We start from the raw sequence: 19,454 nt of genomic DNA, 5'->3' as shown, positions 1-19,454 counted from the left end.
CATATTAGTTTTGGGTTACATATCTTGTTTTTCGGCATTTTCCCCATCAAGTTCTTCTAGTAATGGTGTGACAATGCGAGCTAGTTGGGCGCTGGAATCACGGTCAATCAATGAATACGTGTTTTGGAAAACTTCAAGGCCCTCGTTTTGGTATAGACGAAGTGGATCTTCTTGCTGATAGTGACGCATTCCTATTCCTTCTTTTATACGTGTCATTCTTTCTAGGTGATTGACCCAGTGCTTATCAATAATCATTATAAGGATAGGACGTAACACTTGCTGCAGGTTACTGGTGTCTCTTAATTTTTCTAGGTTTTCCAAATAGTGTTCTACCGCTTGGGCGACTGCTGCATGGACCTCCCCAATCTCTTCAACCTCAGCAGCAAGTTGAATTTTTGGTTGGACGACTAATTGGTTTAATTCATGTATGAGTCTATCTAATGGCCATTCTTCAGGTACAAGTTCTTTGTCACAATATTTGTCAACAAGGAAATGGCAATATCTTGGAATCATTTCAAGTACTAGTGGCAGTACGTCTTCCTCTTCAAGAGCTTTGTCACGCAAGTTATATATTACTTTACGTTGGTCATTGACGATGTCGTCGAGTTTTAAGTTGTATTCACGAATAGCGTAATTGCTGCCTTCGCAAATGCGTTGTGTTCGCTCTACTAATTCATGGATGTTTTTATTTAAAATTAGCCCTGTTTCATCGGTTTGCAGTTTTGGTTTTAATTTTTCAATTTCATCACTCGCGAAACGACGGAATAATTCATCTTCAATTGAGATGAAAAATTGTGATGAACCTGGGTCACCTTGGCGTCCAGCACGTCCGCGCAATTGGTTATCAATCCGGCGGCTTTCATGTTTTTCCGTACCAAGAATGTGCAATCCACCAAGTTCAGCAACGCCTTCGCCAAGCAGGATGTCTGTTCCGCGACCAGCCATATTTGTAGCAATTGTAATATGTCCTTTTTGACCTGCCAATGAGATGAGGCGCACCTCTTGTTCGACTGTTTTTGCATTTAAGATTTCACAAGGTAGGTTTTCCTTCTTTAAGTATTCGCCAATTTTTTCAGATTGGATAATCGATGTTGTTCCAACTAGTATTGGCTGTCCTTTTTCATGGCGTTCTTTAATTTCTTGCGCCATTGCTACGTATTTATCGTGTTTTGTGGCAAATACACGTTCTTCCATATCAACACGGATAACAGGCCTATTCGTTGGAATTGGAACAACTTCCATATTGTAAGTGTTATTGAATTCTTTTTCCTCAGTTTTCGCTGTACCAGTCATTCCTGAAAGGATTGGGTACATTCGGAAGTAGTTCTGAACCGTGATTGAAGCCTGCGATTTATTTTCATCAGTGATTTCAAGTCCTTCTTTTGCTTCAAGGGCTTGGTGTAAGCCGTCGCTAAGTGTTCGCCCTTCCATCACTCGTCCTGTGAACATATCAACGAGCATAATCAATCCATCTTGGACAATATAATCAACATCTCTTTGGAACATGACATGTGCGCGCAGGGCTTGGATTGTATAGTGATATAATGTTTGGTGTTCTAAATCATAAAGGTTATCGACACCAAAAGCACGTTCAACTTGGTTAATTCCTTCATCCGTTAAATTTGTTGCTTTTGTTTCATCATCAAATGTATAATCAACATCACGTTTAAAACGCTTGGCAAGACGTGCACAAATATTATGGAGATTTGCGGCAGCTTCCATTTTGCCAGCAATAATAAGTGGCGTCTTAGCTTCGTCAATTAAGACACTGTCAATTTCATCAATAATGGCATAATGATAAGGGCGTTGAACGCGCTGGCTTATATCCTGCACCATGTTGTCGCGTAAAAAGTCAAAGCCGAATTCGGTACCAATGCCATATGTAATATCTGCCATGTAGGCATCCTTCTTTTGATCAGGCTCCATCATCGGAACATTTAAACCTACTGTTAGACCAAGAAATTCATGGATTTTTCCAATCAAGTCACGGTCCCGCTTTGCTAAGTAATCATTTACTGTAATAATATGCACACCTTTTCCTTCAAGAGCACGAAGGTATGCCGGTAGCGAGCCAACTAAAGTTTTACCTTCACCAGTTGCCATTTCCGCAATATTGCCTTCTGTTAGAGCAAGTCCGCCAATTAGCTGCACATCAAAATGGCGCATCCCTAGCACCCGTTTCGATGCTTCACGGACAACTGCAAATGCTTCTACTTGAATATCGAAAATCGTCTTTCCATCCGCTAACTCTTGTTTAAATTGAGCCGTTTTATTTTTTAATTGTTCGTCAGAAAGCTTTTCAACTTCTGGCTCTAATGCATTGATTTCGTCAACGAGCTTATAGTATTTTTTTAGCTTTCGTTGTTGGTCATCACCGATGATTTTTTTAATTGCATTTAGCATGCATTTCTCTCCTTTTACAAATAAAAGCTTTTATGTATTCATTATGGCAAAAACTTTCTAAATTTATTAAAAAGTGAAGTGGTTGATTCTATTCTGTCAAAATTCTACCTTAATAGTATAACAAAGTACAAAAAGAAAAACATCAATTGTCATTTTGTCATTTTCAAAAGGTCTTTCGCCCTATTTTGCTTTTTTATTGTCCAGTGTGAGTGCGTTATTGTCCAGATTGCTTTTTTATTGTCCCAGCAGACGCTGTTATTGTCCGAAAAAATAATTTATTGTCCGATTGCCGTATATTGGATATTATCGTGCGGTGTCAGCGGGCTATTAGAAATGAGCTACTCAGCCTTTATTGAATTTTTTGCGGCTGACAAGCTCCGTTTTAGCCTATTTGTCATAGCCTACTACTATCTCATGTTAATAAAAAAAGCAGGAGGTATATGATGGTTACAGAAGCGAAGCTTTACAGATGGTCGATTTCACCACATGGCGGTGAATTAATAAATAGCGTTGCTACAGGTGAACGAAGGAATGAGCTGTTGACAAGGGCTAAGAAAATGCCGTCGTTAACGATATCAGATTGGAGCATTTCAGACCTTGAATTAATTGCGATTGGTGGCTTTAGTCCGTTAAATGGCTTTCTTGGCAAGCGGGATTATAAAAATGTTTTGGAGCATATGCGGCTTGCAAATGGAATCGTTTGGAGTATACCGATTACGCTGCCAATATCGGTGGATGAAGCTGCTCGTTTCGAGGAGGGCTCCAATATCGCTTTAAAAGGAGGCGATGGGGTCATTTATGGTGTTTTACAGTTGAAGGAAAAATTTTTTTATGATAAGGAACTAGAAGCGAAGTATGTTTATGGCACAACTGATGAAGCCCATCCTGGGGTGAGGAGGCTTTATGAAAATGGTGATGTATATTTGGCGGGGCCAATTATCTTGCTAAATCGTCCTTCGCATGAGCCGTTTCAGCGTTTTTATTTGGATCCGAGGGAAACGCGCCAGTTGTTTCGCGAATTGGACTGGAGGACGGTTGTTGGCTTCCAAACAAGAAATCCAGTCCATCGTGCTCATGAATATATTCAAAAAAGTGCGTTGGAAATCGTTGATGGCTTACTGTTGAATCCGCTTGTTGGCGAAACGAAAAGCGATGATATTTCAGCGGCGATTCGAATGGAAAGCTACGAAGTGATTCTTGATAAATATTATCCGAAAGACCGTACGAGGTTAATTATTTACCCAGCAGCGATGCGTTATGCTGGCCCGCGTGAAGCGATTTTGCATGCATTAGTCCGCAAAAATTATGGCTGCACCCATTTCATCGTTGGTCGAGACCATGCTGGTGTTGGCGATTATTATGGAACATATGATGCCCAGCAAATTTTTGAACAATTTTCAAAGGATGACATCGGCATTGAAATATTAAAATATGAACATAGTTTTTTTTGTAAAAAATGCGGCAACATGGGCACCTCAAAAACATGTCCACATGGAAAAGAGGACCATGTTCAACTAAGCGGTACAAAGGTAAGGGAAATGCTACGGAGTGGAGAAAAGCCCCCAGCAGAGTTCTCACGCCCAGAGGTTGCCGAAGTGTTAATTCGCGGAATGCGCCAGGAGGTCTGAAGTGTGAAATCGCAAAATATTGTTTGGCATCAAGCGCAAATTACGAAGGCCGATCGCCGTAGCTTAAATGGACATAAAAGTGCAATTCTTTGGTTTACCGGTTTATCTGGTGCTGGAAAATCAACACTTTCAGTAGCTGTAGAAAAAGAATTGCACAAGCGTGGCATACGTACTTATGTTTTGGATGGCGATAATATACGGCATGGTTTAAATCGTAATCTTGGTTTTTCTCCTGTGGATCGGACCGAGAATATTCGCCGCATTGGTGAAGTATCGAAGTTGTTTGTTGATGCCGGTGTCTTGACGTTGACGGCTTTTATTTCACCGTATCAGGAGGACCGTGACATCGTACGGGCGCTCGTCGAAAACGGGGAGTTTGTGGAGATTTATGTAAAATGCACTTTAGAGGAATGTGAAAAGCGAGATCCGAAGGGATTATACAAGAAGGCGAGAAACAGCGAAATAAAAGGCTTTACAGGAATAGATGCTCCATATGAGGTACCGCAGGCGCCAGAATTAGTAGTAGAAACAGACAAGGAGTCACTAAAGGAGTCCGTTGCAAGAGTTTTGCACTTTTTACAGGAAAAGGGATATATCGAGTAAGTAATTCTGTTATTGAAGAACGAATCGGACATTGGTTCCGCTATTTTAATAAAAATCGGCATTTTTTAAAAGTAAGGGACATATGTTCCGTTATTTTGTTATGGGAGCAGCATTTTTTCGTATTTTTCCTTAAATAACGAACCATATGTCCGTTATTCAGTATAAAAGGGAGTAAAGCGTACTTTAAAAAATTCATAAAAATATAACTAAATTTCATTAACGTTTTTACAGAGTTTTTTTGCTTTTAATGGTAATATTATAGAATATATTGATAATGTCAAAATTTGAGAGGAAGTCAAACGAATGCAAACTTTATTTTTAAAGAAAAGAAAATTTTGGACTTTATTTATTTTTACTATTGTACTAGTATTTCAAATTCAAACGATTGTTTTGGCAGATGATATCGATGAAATCCGTGAGCTTTTGCAGGAAGGCTATTATAAGCCGGTTAGCCAAGAGATTTTGGACAAGCCAACAATTGATGAAATTCTTGAAAAACTAGACCCATATACGACATATTTTACAAAACAGGAATTTGAGGATTTTTTATACTTCATCGATATGAATTACGTTGGTATCGGTATTATTGGAGAAGAGCACGAACAGGGGGTTAAGGTTGTTCACTTATTTGAAACAGGTGCGGCGATTCATTCTGGTTTGCAATTAGGAGACATTATCATTGGAGTAAATGGTACGAGTTTGACAGGGAAAACCATTGAAGAAGCACAGGAATTTTTGTTAGGAAGTCCTGGTACAATTGCAAGTTTGAAAGTTTTGAGACCAAATACGAATGAAACGCTCAGCATTCCTATTAAGCGTGCGAAAACAGAAATAGCGCCAACAGTAGAGTCTGCTTGGCTTGGCGGTAATATTGGTTATATTCGTTTAAATAGCTTTAATGAGAATTCCGTTGCGGAAATGAAAAAGGCAATGAAAAGTGTTGGTGATGTCGGAGGCTGGATTATTGATATCCGCGATGATGGGGGCGGTTATTTAGACGCAGCCCAAGATGTTGCTGGTTTTTTCCCAAACGTTGAGATTGCCTTAATTGTTGAAGGTCGGGACCTTGAGAAAAAGGCGTTTATGACAAATAAACAAAATCCGCAGCTTAATGGTCCAATCTCGTTACTAATTAATGCTGAAAGCGCTAGTGCTTCCGAAATTTTGGCGGGGGCAATTCAAGATCAAAACGGAGCGAAGCTTTATGGTCAAACGACCTATGGCAAAGGGGTAGCCCAGTCAGTTTTTGAGCTTTCGAGCGGTAACTTTTTCAAAATGACAGTGGCACAGTTTTATACCCCAGATGGCAAAGTGATTGACGGAGTTGGTATATCACCAGATATTGAAACTGAAACTGGTGATGAGCTTAAAACCGCTCATCGTGATATGCTGCTTGCAAATGATGATGTGTCCATCGTAGCAGGAGAAAAATATAATCGTGCCGTTCCACGAAATGTGGAAATCACGCTTACATTAGATCGGGCTTTAACGCCTAACGACTTGGAAGAGCGAATTTCGTTATTTAAATTATCAGGAAAAAATGTAGAAGTGGATGTGGTGCCAGTAGCATTGAATCGGTTTACTATTATTCCCAAAAATCAATTGGATTCTAATTCTAGCTATCTATTAAAAATAGATTCAGGCAAAAAAGACTATGTCCTTTCTTTTAAAACATCTGATAAAATGGAGAAAAAGGAGGAAGGACAGGCAATATTTTCCGATATAAAAACTGGAGATTTTTTTGCGGATTCCGCAAATGTATTGTATAACGAAGGCCTTTTGAAGGGAATTGGAGAGAAGCGGTTTGGGCCGTTCGCAAATGTAACGAGAGAGCAGGCAGCTGTTTTTTTTGCTAGAATTCTTGGGTTGGATACGGAAGCTGTCGTGGATCCTGGATTTTCCGATGTGAAACCTAATGCGTATTATTACACATCAGTGGCAGCCGTCAAAAAGGCTGGCATTATGGAAGGAAAGTCAAAGACGCAATTTGGAACAGGACATGTTTTAACAAGAGGAGAAATGTCTGCCTTGTTAGCGCGTGCCTTCCAATTACAAGCCGATGGTGATGGTAAGGTGGGAAGTGAGGCATTGGAAGCTATGCCATTTGTTGATGTGACTTCATCACCTTTTAAAGCTGATATTCTCACAATCTATCAATCTGGCTTAGCTGGCGGCACAACGAAAACAACATTTTCTCCAGAAAAAACTGTCACAAGAGGGGAATTTGCCACATTTCTATACCGGGCGCTCGTACGCACAAAAGCAATTCAAAATAGCACTGGACAATTTTCAGTAGAAGCAGCGGGATAGATTTTATGTGATGCCAGACCCCACGAATAAGGAGGCTTATATGAAAAAACTTACGATTATAGCTTTATTGACAGCTTTTTTGCTGACAATCTTGACAAGTGTCGAAGTATCGGCAAATGATGATATTACAGGGCATCAGTTTGAAACGGAGATGCGCTCACTTGAATCCTTAAAAATTATGAACGGTGATGGGTTAGGAAACTTTTTTCCTGAAAAAATTGTGACGAGAGCGCAGTTTGCTGCCTTTTTGAACAGGGCTTTACATTTACCAACTGTACAGCTAAATCTATTTACAGATACTATTAACCATCCGTTAGTAGTAGAAATTAATAATGCTGCCGTAGCAGGCATCATCAATGGGGTTGGTGATGGCAAGTTTATGCCAGATAAGACTTTAAACCGTGAGGAAATTGCCTTGATGGTAAGCAGGGTGATGACTTCAAACGGGGTAACGCTAGGCACCACACAACCTCCAAACTTTAATGATGCAAGTGATATAAAGTATTTAAATGACATTCAACCTGTTCTATCACATGGAATAATGGATGATATTTATACAGACGGCACATTTCGACCGAAAGAAAGCGTTACTCGTGCCCAAACAGCAGCAATCATTTACAAGATGTATAATCTGCTAGAAAAACAAAAAGAAGAGCAAGAACAACTGCAGAAAGAATTAGATAAGCAAAAATCGGAAGAGGCTAACAACAAAAATGATTCAGTAGCAAATAAAGTGCTAGATTCGAATAAGAATCATATTGTTATCGCAACAAAGCTTTTAAATGTTTATGATGAAGCTGGCATGAAACGCGTTCGTACGTATGTAAATGTAGGTACGGAAATGAAGTTTCTTGAGTTGATTGGCAATCGGGTTGAAGTAGAGGTTGCAGGCGTCAAAGGCTATGTAAACAAAGATGATGTTAATATCGTGCCAGAGGATGAAGTAGAAAATAGATCTTATTATAAAGTAGTAGATGGGCATTTACGCCATTATGTTGTCCAAAATGGAAGATATGAAAGTTATATTTTTGGTCCAGCACCAAGATTTTTAAAAGAAGGGGAAATGGACTATAGCTTTGATGGGAAAAACTTCACAAAAGGCACGTATGATCAATATTTTAATAATTTGCCGCTGCTTTCGGAGACAAGCTATTCAGCAACAGAGCTTGATCGCTTTATAGCATCTCAAAGCCCTAATTCACCACTGATTGGATTAGGTGCAGTTTTTAAGGAAGCAGAGCGAGAAACAGGTGTAAATGCCTTATACTTACTGGCCCATGCGATTCACGAAAGCTCATGGGGCACTAGTAAAATAGCAACAGAGAAATATAATTTATATGGCATTCGGGCAATTGATGCTGATGCTTATAATTCAGCAATGGAGTTTGCAAGTTTTGAAGATTGTATTTTATATGCGGCTAAATATGTAAGAGATAATTATTTAACACCAGGAGAACGCAGTTTTTATAACGGTTCATTTTTAGGACATAAAGGAGCAGGAGTTACTTTATTTTATGCATCAGACCCATACTGGGGCCAAAAAATTGCCGGTTATATGTATCGCGCCGATCTTTATTTAGGAAAGGCTGACTGGAACCATTATCGTTTAGCTATTAGCAAGGTGCCATCATTAAATGTTCGCATTGGCCCAAGTACGAAAGACAGCCTCATCTATGAGCATCGCTACGCTGGAGTAGTCATGATTGTGTTGGACGAACTAAAGAGAAGTGATGGGACATGGTACAAAATTAAATCTGACCACCCTAATTATGAGGAAGCTTATATTTATTCCCATGGTGAAAAGGGTGATTTAGCAGAGATCATTAATTAATGATCTCTTTTTTTGTCACAAAATCAACACAATTAGTCAAAAAAAACCATAGTGTGATAAAAATCATTTTACTTTAACTAAGAACTAGTTATACTTCAAATAAACTGAAAAATCCAACTTCTGTTTTTTTACCCCATGACATTTTAAAAAATCTCAAAAAGACGCAAATTTTATACAACGTGATTTAGTATAGTGAGGTGTTCGAATGTAATGGCATCAACAGTTTTTAGCTTTAGTATCTCAGGCGTCGACGGCCATGTCGTAGAGGTTGAAACGGATATTATTCACGGACTTCCGTCGGTATCCATTGTCGGGCTTGGAGATGCTGCTGTTAAAGAAGCGAAAGAAAGACTTGTATCCGCAATTAAGACAGCTGGTTTTGAATTTCCAATGTTTAAACTTGTCATCAATCTTGCTCCATCTGATATGAAAAAGAGAGGTACACATTTTGACTTAGCAATGGCTATTGGGATTTTAGCACGATCAAATCAAATGAAAGTTGACCAAGATTGCTTAAGGTTATTCGGTTTCATTGGTGAACTTTCACTAAATGCTGAATTACGTCCTTCTACAGGTGTTTTGCCAATGGTTATAAGAGCGAAAAATGAAGGAATTCGCCATGTAATCGTGCCAAAAGAAAATGTAGAGGAAGCTCTCCTTGTCAATGAAATCAATATTTATAGTGTAGACACTTTACAAGATGCAGTAGCACTGCTTGAAGGAAACCGCTCCCTCAAGCCTGAAAAGAAATCCACCCAAATTCACCAGCCTACCACATATGAAAAACTTGACTTTTCAGATGTAAAAGGACATGAGCAGCTTATAAAATATATCACTGCAGCAGCCGCGGGAAATCATAATATTCTTCTTTCAGGTCCACCAGGCTGCGGCAAATCAATGCTTGCCAAAAGAATTCCTTCCATTCTGCCAACAATGACAGAAGCGGAGGCTCTTGATGTTACGAAAATTTACAGCGTAGCCAATCTATTGAAATTCAAGGGAAGTCTGATTGTCAACCGCCCATTTCGTGCCCCGCACCATAGTATCTCTCAACAAGCCCTAATTGGTGGAAGTCACCATGCTACCCCCGGCGAAGTCTCTCTTTCACATAATGGTGTATTATTTTTAGATGAAATTGCTGAATTTAATCGGCACACATTAGATTCGTTGCGACAGCCGCTTGAAGATTGTGAGGTTACAATTACAAGAGTTAATAATACAAATACATATCCTTCTAATTTTATGCTTGTTGCCGCGATGAACCCCTGTCCATGTGGTTATTATGGAACGGAAAAATGCCGTTGTACAGATTATGAGATTCATAAATACCGAAAGAAGTTATCTGGCCCTATTTTAGATCGAATTGATATACAGAAGCATGTTTCTTTAGTAAATTTTTTTGATGAAAAATATAGTAAAGTAACGTCTGCCCAATTAAAGGAAAAAGTTGAAAATGCACGAGAAATCCAAAGAAACAGATATAAAAATGACCCTGAAATAAATTGTAATGCGGATCTGACAGCAGCACTTATAAAAAAATATTGTCAATTGGATAGCGATAATGAAGTTTTAATCAAAGAAGCATACAACAGGTTTAAATATAGCGCTAGAACATTGCATAAATTCCTGAAAATTGCGAGAACCTTTGCTGATCTTGATCATTCAACATCCATTCGCAAAATTGATTTAATCAATAGCTTGATGTCAAGGGATATCGAGAAAGAACAATGGGACTTTTTGGTGATGTAAATGGAACGAATATATTGGTTATGGCTTTCAATGTTGCCCTATGTAGGTCCAATTTTGCAAAAAAAATTACTAGACTCCTGTGGTACTCCTGAAAATGTCTATTTATTAAATGAAGAAGAGTTGAAAAATTGCTTTACAGAACATGGCTCCCGCGTGGGTAGTTCCCGTGCTGTTGAATCAATTTCTCAAAATCGTTCTCTTGAAAAAGCAAAACGAATCAATGAGGTATGCGCTAAGAAAAATATTTCAATTGTTACGATAGATCACCCGAATTATTCTATGCTTGCTAGACCATGCCCGGAATCTCCTATTGTTCTCTATGTTAAGGGGGCATTAAAACAAACACAAACCTCAGTTGCCATTGTCGGCTCAAGAAGATGTTCAGCATATGGGAAAAAAATAACACAACAAATCGCCGCCGAGATTTCAAATAAAAATGTGGCAATCATAAGTGGAATGGCAAAAGGGATTGATGGCTATGCCCATACAACAGCTATAAAAAATGGTGGATACACGATTGCCTTTTTAGCAAATGGTGTTGATTTATGCTACCCAGCTGAACACCGCATTCTCTATGAATCAATGATTGACAATGGAGCAATCCTTTCAAAATATCCGCCAGGAACAATTGCATATCCTAAGTATTTTTTGGAACGAAATGCTCTCATTAGCGCTTGGGCAGAGCAATTGATTATCATTGAAGCTGGTGAAAGAAGTGGTGCATTAACAACTGCAAAATTTGCCCATAAGTATAATAGGGAAATTTTCGCGGTTCCAAATCGGATTGATAATCCAAGCGGGATGGGTTCAAACAAACTTTTAGAAACAATAGCGAAGCCTTATTTAGGAATCCATTCGCTTAAAGGATTGGGAGAAACTTCTGCTCCAAAAATACAGAAAGAAGACTTTCTTCTTCCTAATGAAATAAAACTCTTATCGATTTTAGAGCAGGTACCAAGACAAATAGTGGAGGTACAGAAACTTCTTAACATTTCACAAGTAAATTTTGAAGAACTTATTTTTAAATTGGAACTAAAAGGAAAAGTAAAAATTTACGGTGAGTTTATTTTGTTAAAATAATTAATAGTTTGTAAGAAGAGTGCTAGGTTTGGTATAAAACCATCACCAGGCCTATCCGCTCTCATTACATATATATCCTCGCGCATTTCGTGCATCCTAACTCGCCTCGGAATCACGAAATGCCACCATCCCCAAGCGTTATATATAGCAGGATGAAGCTCTTCATCTTGCTATATATTTAAAAATATTGAAGGGAGCGGCAAATATGCAAAATACGATGCTGCATAATAAGGGACAAAAAATTAATATTATCGTTGAAGAGAAAGACCAATCACCAATTTCTAAGCAGCTAACAGCAAAAAGTTTAATTAAAAAATCATTAAACATTTTAAAAAGGTTAAACAAAGACTGCCACAAACAAAATACCATTTATATTACTAAGTCCTCCTATTCAAGTCTGCAAATTGCCTTAGTTTTTTGTTTTTCCAAATCTCAAAGTAGAAATACGGCTACGATAAAAGAGTTAATGACCATTTTTAGACAAAATCAAGAAGCACTAACATTTGAGCAACTTTCCCTAGTTATAGATGGTTTCATTGAGTATATAACGGAAGGTCAAGAAAATTATGATCATGAGGAAGCGCTTTATTTAATTAAATATTTAGCACCGTTATTTTATCTAGAAAATAATAAATAGTAATACAAGAGGAGTGTCTACTATAGTTATGAAAGAAAAAAGGCGGAACTCGGTTTCATATATCCATGAAAGAAAATCTCTTATTTATTTGAAAAAAGGGGTAGAGGATAGCAGACCGTATATCATTATTAAGATAGACGAGAAAAAAGATGACAATTCAGAAGGATCTGCTGCTCCAATAATTTTGAAATAATTCCCAAAGAGGCTGACTTAAAACAAAGGGTTTATCCGTTTGTTTTGAGTCAGTCTTTTGTTTCGCCAAAATATCAAAAAATATTCTTTTCCTTCATTATTTTTATGTCATTTTCAACGATTAATTGGAACTCATTTCCACGTTCTTTTTTTATTCGTTTAAATTCGTTTAATAATTGTTCTCCTGATAGTCCTTTGTTAATTAAATCTTTAAGAATAATTTCAGAGATAGTGTCTTTTCGGATGAGCCTTTTACTGTCTAAAAGAAGCTGGAGCTGATCCTTTAAAAATTTAATTTCACTTACTTTGGCAACAAAAGATACCGGAGGATTATCTATGCTCGTAATGGTTGCCTCGGCAATCATGAGTTCATTGTTAGCTTGTAAAGTATTGAAAAATTGAAAAAGATCTTTTTGAATAAGTCCCTCAATTAACCAATGGTCATCCGTATTTTCTTTATTAATGATTAATCCATCGTTTAGTGGAATTTCATGCTTAGTCATTTGATTATGCTCTTCAACGAAAACCATTAACTTGCAAAGTCGGAATGATTTCAAAGCATCGTCCTCCTTTAGTGTACAATCTAGTCTAATCATTATTATAACACGTTGCAACAATTTTTTATCGGTGTCCAATCAACCGTATTGTTTGTTTGAAAAAAATTTAAAATTAGGTAAAGAGCATTTTTTTATTAATTTTCACTTAAGATTTTCAAAATTACTTTAGGACAATTTAAAAAATCCGAGAGCGTTTTTGTTCGGGATTTTTAATTTTGCCGATTTGCATGAAATTGAATAAGTTTGTATTTTAGTAGTAAGAAAAGCCTCTATATGGTCTTTCTTTCTTATTCTTACAAAATGTTGTAGCCCCCCAATATAAGAATCAATGCCCGCGATTCTTTATTTTGATGAGGATGAGGTTCAAAGAAAGAACATCCCCAAATCTCTACTTTAATAAAATAAATGTGAAGGCGTGATGAGCTATGATTAACCAAGTAACATTAGTTGGCAGAATAACAAAGGATCCAGAATTGCGTTATACTGCTGACGGAATTGCAGTCGCGAAGTTTACAATTGCTGTAAATCGTAATTTTAAAAACGCGAAGGGGGAGTATGATACGGACTTTGTAAATTGTCATATTTGGCGCAAATCAGCAGAAAATCTAGCAAATTATTGTTTAAAAGGGTCATTAATCGGCATAATAGGCCGCCTCCAATCAAGGTATTATGATAATAACGAAGGAAAGCGGATTTATGTAACTGAAGTTGTCGCTGACAGAGTAAGGTTTATTACATTGAAAAATAATATGAACCAAGCTCCCGTGGCTGAAAAGGTGGATGGATAAATTTTGTGCAAAAAATAAGAGTATGGATTTTCAGTAAACAAAAATCCATACCCACTCTCTTTATTCACTCCAACTCTTCCGAAGTGTAAATAAATCGCGGAGCTCGTCTGTTGAAAGTTCGGTAATCCAGTTTTCGCCGGAAATAATTTCATCGCTTAATGATTTCTTTTTTTCAATCATTTCATCAATTTTTTCTTCCAATGTTCCTGTTGTTATGAGCTTGTGAACATGGACAAACCGTTTTTGACCGATTCGGTATGCACGGTCAGTAGCTTGATTTTCAACGGCAGGATTCCACCAACGGTCATAATGGATGACATGATTGGCAGCCGTCAAATTCAATCCTGTTCCACCCGTTTTTAATGATAAAATAAGCAGCTTTTGTTTTCCTTCTTGGAAGGAATCAATGATCGTATCCCGTTCCTGTTTTCTTAAACTGCCTTGCAGAAAATGAACTGTTTCCCCAAAATGCCGATTGATTACATGTTGAATTAATTTACCCATTCCGATGTATTGCGTAAAGATTAAACTACTTTCACCCTGAGCTAAAATATTTTCAATCAGCTCTACAAGCTTTTCCATTTTATTAGACTGTTCAATGATCGCCATTTCCGAATCTGAAAAGTCATCTTTTAAGTAGAGAGCCGGATGGTTGCAAATTTGCTTCAGTTTTGTCAACATCGATAAAATAAGGCCGCGCCTCTCCATACCAGACAGCTTTTCAATTTTGCTGAACGTATCCTGAACAAGCTGCTCGTAGAGTGAGGCCTGTTCAACTGTAAGTGGGATGTATTCCTTTTGCTCTAGTTTATCTGGTAGATTTAAGCTGACGCTTTCATCTTTTTTCGTACGCCGAAGTAAAAATGGTTTCACAAGCTGCTGCACTTGTTTAATACGCTGTTCATCTTTGTTTTTCTCAATTGGCGTCACATATCGCTTTGAGAAAGAGGTAAGGCTTCCGAAATAACCTTTGTTCATAAAATCAAAGATGGTCCAAAGCTCTGTCAGCCGATTTTCAATTGGCGTTCCAGTTAGAGCGATATGATGTTGGCCAGAAAAGTTCCGGATTGCTTTCGACTGCTTCGTGAAAGCATTTTTAATATTTTGTGCTTCATCAAGGCAAATCGTGCTCCAAGAAATTGCTTTTAAATCATCTTCATCAATAGCTGATAACGCATAAGTCGTTAAAATAATATCAAAGTCTTGAACTAAACGAGCTAATTCTTCACTCTTCTTTCTTGAACTACCGTAGTGAAGATGAACTTTCAGCGAAGGAGCAAATTTTTGCAATTCTCTTTGCCAGTTTCCCAAGACAGAAGTTGGACAAATAATTAGCGCCGGCATTGCTAGTTTTTCATGTCTTTTTATATATAAGAAATAAGTAATCATCTGTACTGTTTTGCCTAACCCCATATCGTCGGCAAGACAGGCGCCAAATCCGAATTTTCGCAGGAATACAAGCCATTCCACGCCTTGCTTTTGATAAGCGCGCAATTCACCATGCAAGCTTTTTGGTATTCTTATAGAAGGAATGGATGGTATGTTATGCAAGTGAAATAGTAATTTTTCTAAATGGGTGTTTAGTCCAATTTGAATTTGCGATAGTGGGTTATCAAGCTCTGGGTTCTCTTGTTCGGCTGTACCACCAGTTGCAGTGAAGTCCCGTGCAAGGATGTCTTGGAACGAAAGCCCTTCTTTTTTGACGCGGCCCATAATATCTTTAACTTGTTTAATAAATGCAGGGTCTAGCTTCATCCACTTCCCGTTCACTTTGACTAAGCGTCGATTTTGTTCAACTAATTGTAAGAATTCTTCCTCATTTAATTCGGCATTTCCTGTTGCGAATTTCCAGTCAAAATCACTTATCGCTTGGAAACTTAAAAGTGATTGTTGAGACGACCCAACCGAAGAGCGCAGTTGAATTTTTAACTTCGGATTCATCGCCCGAATTTCCTGCCACCATGAAGGAAGAAGGACTTCAACCCCTGCTTCGGCAAGCGCGATGCTAGCTTCGGTTAAAAATACCCAAGCTTCCGCCTCTTGAAGCGTATAAATAATATCATGTTCATTTTCAGTGCTGGATGATTGTAACCAAGGAACGATGTGAAACCATAACTCCTTGTTCCTGTCGATTTTATCAAGGAAGTCCTGCCATTCGATAGGAACTTCGTTTGCAGTTTCTTTGCCTTTCCAGACAAGCCAATGATTTGTTTTAATTTTGTCACGTAAAACGATATCTAATGTCCATGCATTATCGTCTTGCTGTTCATTCGAGCCATCCAACAGCACATCATCAGGCTCGCTCAATCTTAATGCAACGGTAAATGGTGTTTGATCTTCAATCCAGCCAATTCGTTCTAACCACGCTTCTTCATTGAAAAAGCCGGTTGCTTCATCTAAGCCAGCCCCTTCCTTCAATAACTGCGGATTTTTTGTAATAATATCAGCCCAATGTGCACCCAACTTCTCATCGTGCTCAACGAATGCCATGATTGCATCTGAAACCCATTCACGAATAAACTCATACGTAAACAGGGAGGGCTCTTCCGAAGGCGAAAGTGCATCAAGTCCCATCATTAGTTTCCAACCGAACGTACCAGTCCTCCACTGTTCAAAGTCTGGTAAAAAACGCTCCTCATGAATTTCCTTCATAATAATAGGTGCGCATTTTTGTAGCCATTTCACGCGTTCGCTGCATGTAAAAGAAAAAAGTGAACAGGAATGCCCAGGCTCCGAGAAGAATTGCAGTGTTTCAAATGAAGACAACAAAACCCCTTCGTTCATCTCAGGAAAGCTCGTTCCAAAATAGCTTTCAGAATGCCAAGAAAAAAAGAGTGGCCGCCAATTTGCAAGTGGTATTAAGCGTTGTTTTTGCTGCAAATGTTTAGCGGTTAAATAAAATTGTTTTGAACCTATATAGTCAATCTGAATTTCGTATTGAAGTTGTTTTTTAATCATTGATTAATTTTCCTTTCCCTTTTCGCAATTCCTCTTGAAAGGCTCTTAATCTTTTATATTTTGTTGAAAGCGCATGAATATAGTTGTTCCATAAGTCTTCTTTTTTTAATGCCTTGTAATGAGTGCGTAGCTTTCGTAAATATTTTACTGCCTGCTTGTAGGCATCGCGGCTTTTCAACGCAATTGCCCTTTCAACGGCATTGTGATAAAGCGGAAGAAGGGAAGTGCGGTCTTCGCTCTCGATTTCCTTTAACAGCTCCCGGTCCAAATTTTCAATCGGCATGTTAGTGAAAAGCTGGAGCTCAGCCCATTTTTTGAATTCCTTTTTCTCCAATAAATATTCACAGAAGTCAACATGGCTGTATGGGAGCCATTTATGCAAAGTATTAATGAAAATCTCTCCAGCACCTTTTTCGCTTGCATATTCTTTTATAAAAAATAAGTAGAACGTTGTTAACTGCTGTTTTAGATTCTGTTCACCATACTGTTGAATAAAAGCGCTCATCTTTTCCTCGATAAAAGGAAGCCATAATTCAAAGCGAGTCCATATTTTATTTTGCGCCAACGTTTTAAACCATGTTGTATGGTAGTAAACCTCGTTTGCTGCTCCTTCAGCAAGACGTTCCATCGCCTCTTTATCTTTTTCGAGCATGAAATCAAAATGTGCAAGTGCCAATCGGCATTCTGATGAAAAATTCACTTTTCCCGTTTGCTTCAATTTTTCTTCCTGTTTGTAGCGGGCTAAGAATTTTTGGACAAGTTTATCAATCACTTCTTTTTTATCAATTAAATTTGTAGTAACAATTTGAAAAAGGTAAAAGCGGTCATATTGAAAATCTTTAGACATGAGCAAAATATCCATCATCCGCTGTGGTGTTTCGCTTAGAACTTTTTCGTCTTTAGCTGTGTGCTTGAACGTGCTTTTTCTTAATTTGTATGCAAGCTCAACGATATCAGAAATAATTTCATTCACATATTTCCCGGTATAATGATTTGAATACATAGAAGCATAACTTACTTGGGCAGCCTCTAGTATTTTTTCGAAAACTGTAATTGCCGCATGAATATGAAATAATAGTTCACCAAAAGCTGATGAAGGCAAAGGCGTATCCATTAGGCTTGGGTAGTATGTTTCATAAAGATCTTCTGCAATATTGTTATTACGGGGATGGGTCCAATAGAGCGCCATTCGCGCTTCCCTTTTTTTTGTGAACTGAACATATTTTTCATTAAAATAGGTAAGCCAGCTTTCAAGTGAATCCTCTTGATACAACCGCTCCTTCTCTTTCGGCGCTTCAAAAATTGATTTTTTCGGCGTGGGTTGTTTTTTTTCGAGTGGTGTATATTTATAACCCGCTTTCCAGTTATTAAAAAATTCACCGGGACTGTCGAACAATGAAAATAAATAAAATAATGTGGCAAGCTTATGCACGCAAAAAACCTCATCCTCTTTTTGGCAGCTACAAAAGCTTATTTCCATAAAATCTAACTCAAGTTCTATATCATAAGTGCATCTGTCATCAAGAACATTGGCTTTTACCGTTTCACCACCAACAACAGCATTAAAAACAGCACCATCCCTATATAAGCTAAGACCCCGTTTCAACATTCTATAGTCGTGTTCAACTTTAGGATTAAACATATTTTGAAGATTCTCGATACAATATGTAATTTTTTCTTTTGAAATTTCGTTTACTAACATAAAATGAGACACCACCAATTTTTAACATAAACAGTCCATACATTAAGTTTATCTAACCATTATAATATAAAATTTTATATTGTGGTACGCGCTACAATATCGTAGCTTGATAGTATAGTGCCACACTTCTCAAAAACAAGACAGAATTTTACATACATGTTATAATAGAACGGACAAAAATGATTAGATTTTGTCGATATATATAGTAGTAAAAGTAATAGAATTGAAGGTGATATACATAATGAGTGATTCGAAGGTTAGTAAATTAAATGAAGACGATCTTCTAGCAATTCTTCAATCTGTTTACATAAAAGGAGAAAAATCAATCATTAATAATCCGAAGGAAATGGTGGAAGAAATTATATTGCTAATGAAATCAGTAGGCGCAAAGTAAATGAGGAAGTTAAAATTTTTTTCAATCGTTTTATTGTTCTTCATAATAATAGGTTTCATTGCAAAAAATCCGTTGTTGCAATACATGGCGGATTTTTTAATTGCTGATGAGACAGCGAAAAAAAGTGATGTCATTATCGTTCTTGGTGGGGAAATCAAAGGGGAACGTACGAAAAGGGCTGTTGAACTTTACAATCAAGGCTTGGCGGATGCATTAATTTTTTCCGATGGCACAGATCTTTCGTGGCGGACAAAGGCTGTTGAGGAAATGACAGCGTTGGCATTGGAACTAGGGGTGCCTCTAGATGCAATCATGGAAGAAACTGACTCAAGAAGTACCTATGAAAATGCGTTATACTCTAAAAAACTGATGCTCGAAAAAAACTATCAATCTGCTATTATCGTAACAACTGATTGGCATTCAAAAAGAAGCAAATTTGTTTTCGACAAAGTTTTTGCAGGCACTACTATTAAGCTCACATACGCCAATGCTCCTGATGAACGAATTGATAGTTTAAAAGATTGGTGGAAGGATTCCGAAAAACAGCAAATCGTTCTTACAGAATGGGCGAAGTTTGTTGTTTATTGGCTTAAATATTAGGGCACGGGACATGTTCCTAGTC

14 protein-coding genes are annotated in these 19,454 nt (G+C 37.8%); 10 read left to right on the top strand and 4 right to left on the bottom strand.

Annotation, left to right across the window (positions count from 1 at the left end; genetic code table 11):
• Positions 1 to 15 precede the first annotated feature (15 nt).
• Positions 16 to 2,403 (bottom strand): accessory Sec system translocase SecA2, encoded by a 2,388-nt coding sequence (gene secA2 / locus GX497_13615; GenBank protein HHY74232.1) that lies wholly within the window; start codon positions 2,401 to 2,403, stop codon positions 16 to 18.
• A 443-nt stretch (positions 2,404 to 2,846) separates the two neighbouring features.
• Between secA2 and sat the strand changes: the two genes are divergently transcribed.
• The 7 genes from sat (at position 2,847) to GX497_13580 (ending at position 12,241) form a co-directional block, all read left to right on the top strand.
• Complete coding sequence (gene sat, locus GX497_13610) at positions 2,847 to 4,031, top strand: sulfate adenylyltransferase (protein ID HHY74231.1); 1,185 nt, start codon at positions 2,847 to 2,849, stop codon at positions 4,029 to 4,031.
• Positions 4,032 to 4,034: 3 nt separating this feature from the next.
• On the top strand, positions 4,035 to 4,634 hold the full coding sequence (gene cysC, locus GX497_13605) for an adenylyl-sulfate kinase (protein ID HHY74230.1): 600 nt from the start codon (positions 4,035 to 4,037) through the stop codon (positions 4,632 to 4,634).
• 303 nt (positions 4,635 to 4,937) lie between these two features.
• Positions 4,938 to 6,944 carry a PDZ domain-containing protein gene (locus GX497_13600; GenBank protein HHY74229.1) on the top strand — a complete coding sequence of 669 codons (2,007 nt, stop codon included), beginning with the start codon at positions 4,938 to 4,940 and terminating at the stop codon, positions 6,942 to 6,944.
• 40 nt (positions 6,945 to 6,984) lie between these two features.
• Positions 6,985 to 8,775, top strand: coding sequence for an S-layer protein (locus tag GX497_13595; GenBank protein HHY74228.1), 1,791 nt, complete (start codon positions 6,985 to 6,987; stop codon positions 8,773 to 8,775).
• Between the two features lie 210 nt (positions 8,776 to 8,985).
• Positions 8,986 to 10,524 carry a YifB family Mg chelatase-like AAA ATPase gene (locus GX497_13590; protein ID HHY74227.1) on the top strand — a complete coding sequence of 513 codons (1,539 nt, stop codon included), beginning with the start codon at positions 8,986 to 8,988 and terminating at the stop codon, positions 10,522 to 10,524.
• Complete coding sequence (gene dprA, locus GX497_13585) at positions 10,525 to 11,604, top strand: DNA-protecting protein DprA (protein HHY74226.1); 1,080 nt, start codon at positions 10,525 to 10,527, stop codon at positions 11,602 to 11,604.
• A gap of 205 nt (positions 11,605 to 11,809) precedes the next feature.
• Positions 11,810 to 12,241: a hypothetical protein gene (locus GX497_13580; GenBank protein ID HHY74225.1), complete on the top strand. Its 432-nt coding sequence runs from the start codon at positions 11,810 to 11,812 to the stop codon at positions 12,239 to 12,241.
• A 266-nt stretch (positions 12,242 to 12,507) separates the two neighbouring features.
• On the opposite strand, the gene GX497_13575 is transcribed toward GX497_13580, so the two are convergent.
• Positions 12,508 to 12,990, bottom strand: coding sequence for a hypothetical protein (locus GX497_13575; protein ID HHY74224.1), 483 nt, complete (start codon positions 12,988 to 12,990; stop codon positions 12,508 to 12,510).
• Positions 12,991 to 13,415: 425 nt separating this feature from the next.
• Between GX497_13575 and ssb the strand changes: the two genes are divergently transcribed.
• Positions 13,416 to 13,778: a single-stranded DNA-binding protein gene (gene ssb / locus GX497_13570; GenBank protein ID HHY74223.1), complete on the top strand. Its 363-nt coding sequence runs from the start codon at positions 13,416 to 13,418 to the stop codon at positions 13,776 to 13,778.
• A 60-nt stretch (positions 13,779 to 13,838) separates the two neighbouring features.
• Here the strand turns inward: ssb and GX497_13565 are convergent, their stop codons facing one another.
• Positions 13,839 to 16,736, bottom strand: a complete 2,898-nt coding sequence (locus tag GX497_13565; GenBank protein ID HHY74222.1) for a DEAD/DEAH box helicase — start codon at positions 16,734 to 16,736, stop codon at positions 13,839 to 13,841.
• Positions 16,729 to 18,438: a hypothetical protein gene (locus GX497_13560; GenBank protein HHY74221.1), complete on the bottom strand. Its 1,710-nt coding sequence runs from the start codon at positions 18,436 to 18,438 to the stop codon at positions 16,729 to 16,731. Before GX497_13560 ends, GX497_13565 begins: the two co-directional genes overlap by 8 nt.
• A gap of 241 nt (positions 18,439 to 18,679) precedes the next feature.
• On the opposite strand from GX497_13560, the gene GX497_13555 reads away from it, so the two are divergent.
• Together GX497_13555 and GX497_13550 are read left to right on the top strand one after the other, a co-directional pair.
• A complete protein-coding gene (locus tag GX497_13555; protein HHY74220.1) occupies positions 18,680 to 18,832 on the top strand; it encodes a hypothetical protein in 153 nt (50 codons plus the stop codon).
• A complete protein-coding gene (locus tag GX497_13550; protein HHY74219.1) occupies positions 18,833 to 19,432 on the top strand; it encodes a YdcF family protein in 600 nt (199 codons plus the stop codon). It abuts the gene before it with no gap.
• Positions 19,433 to 19,454 lie beyond the last annotated feature (22 nt).

The sequence above is a fragment of the Bacillus sp. (in: firmicutes) genome, from assembly GCA_012842745.1.
Classification (GTDB): domain Bacteria; phylum Bacillota; class Bacilli; order Bacillales; family Bacillaceae_J; genus Schinkia.
This window is presented reverse-complemented; position numbering and strand designations above follow the sequence as displayed.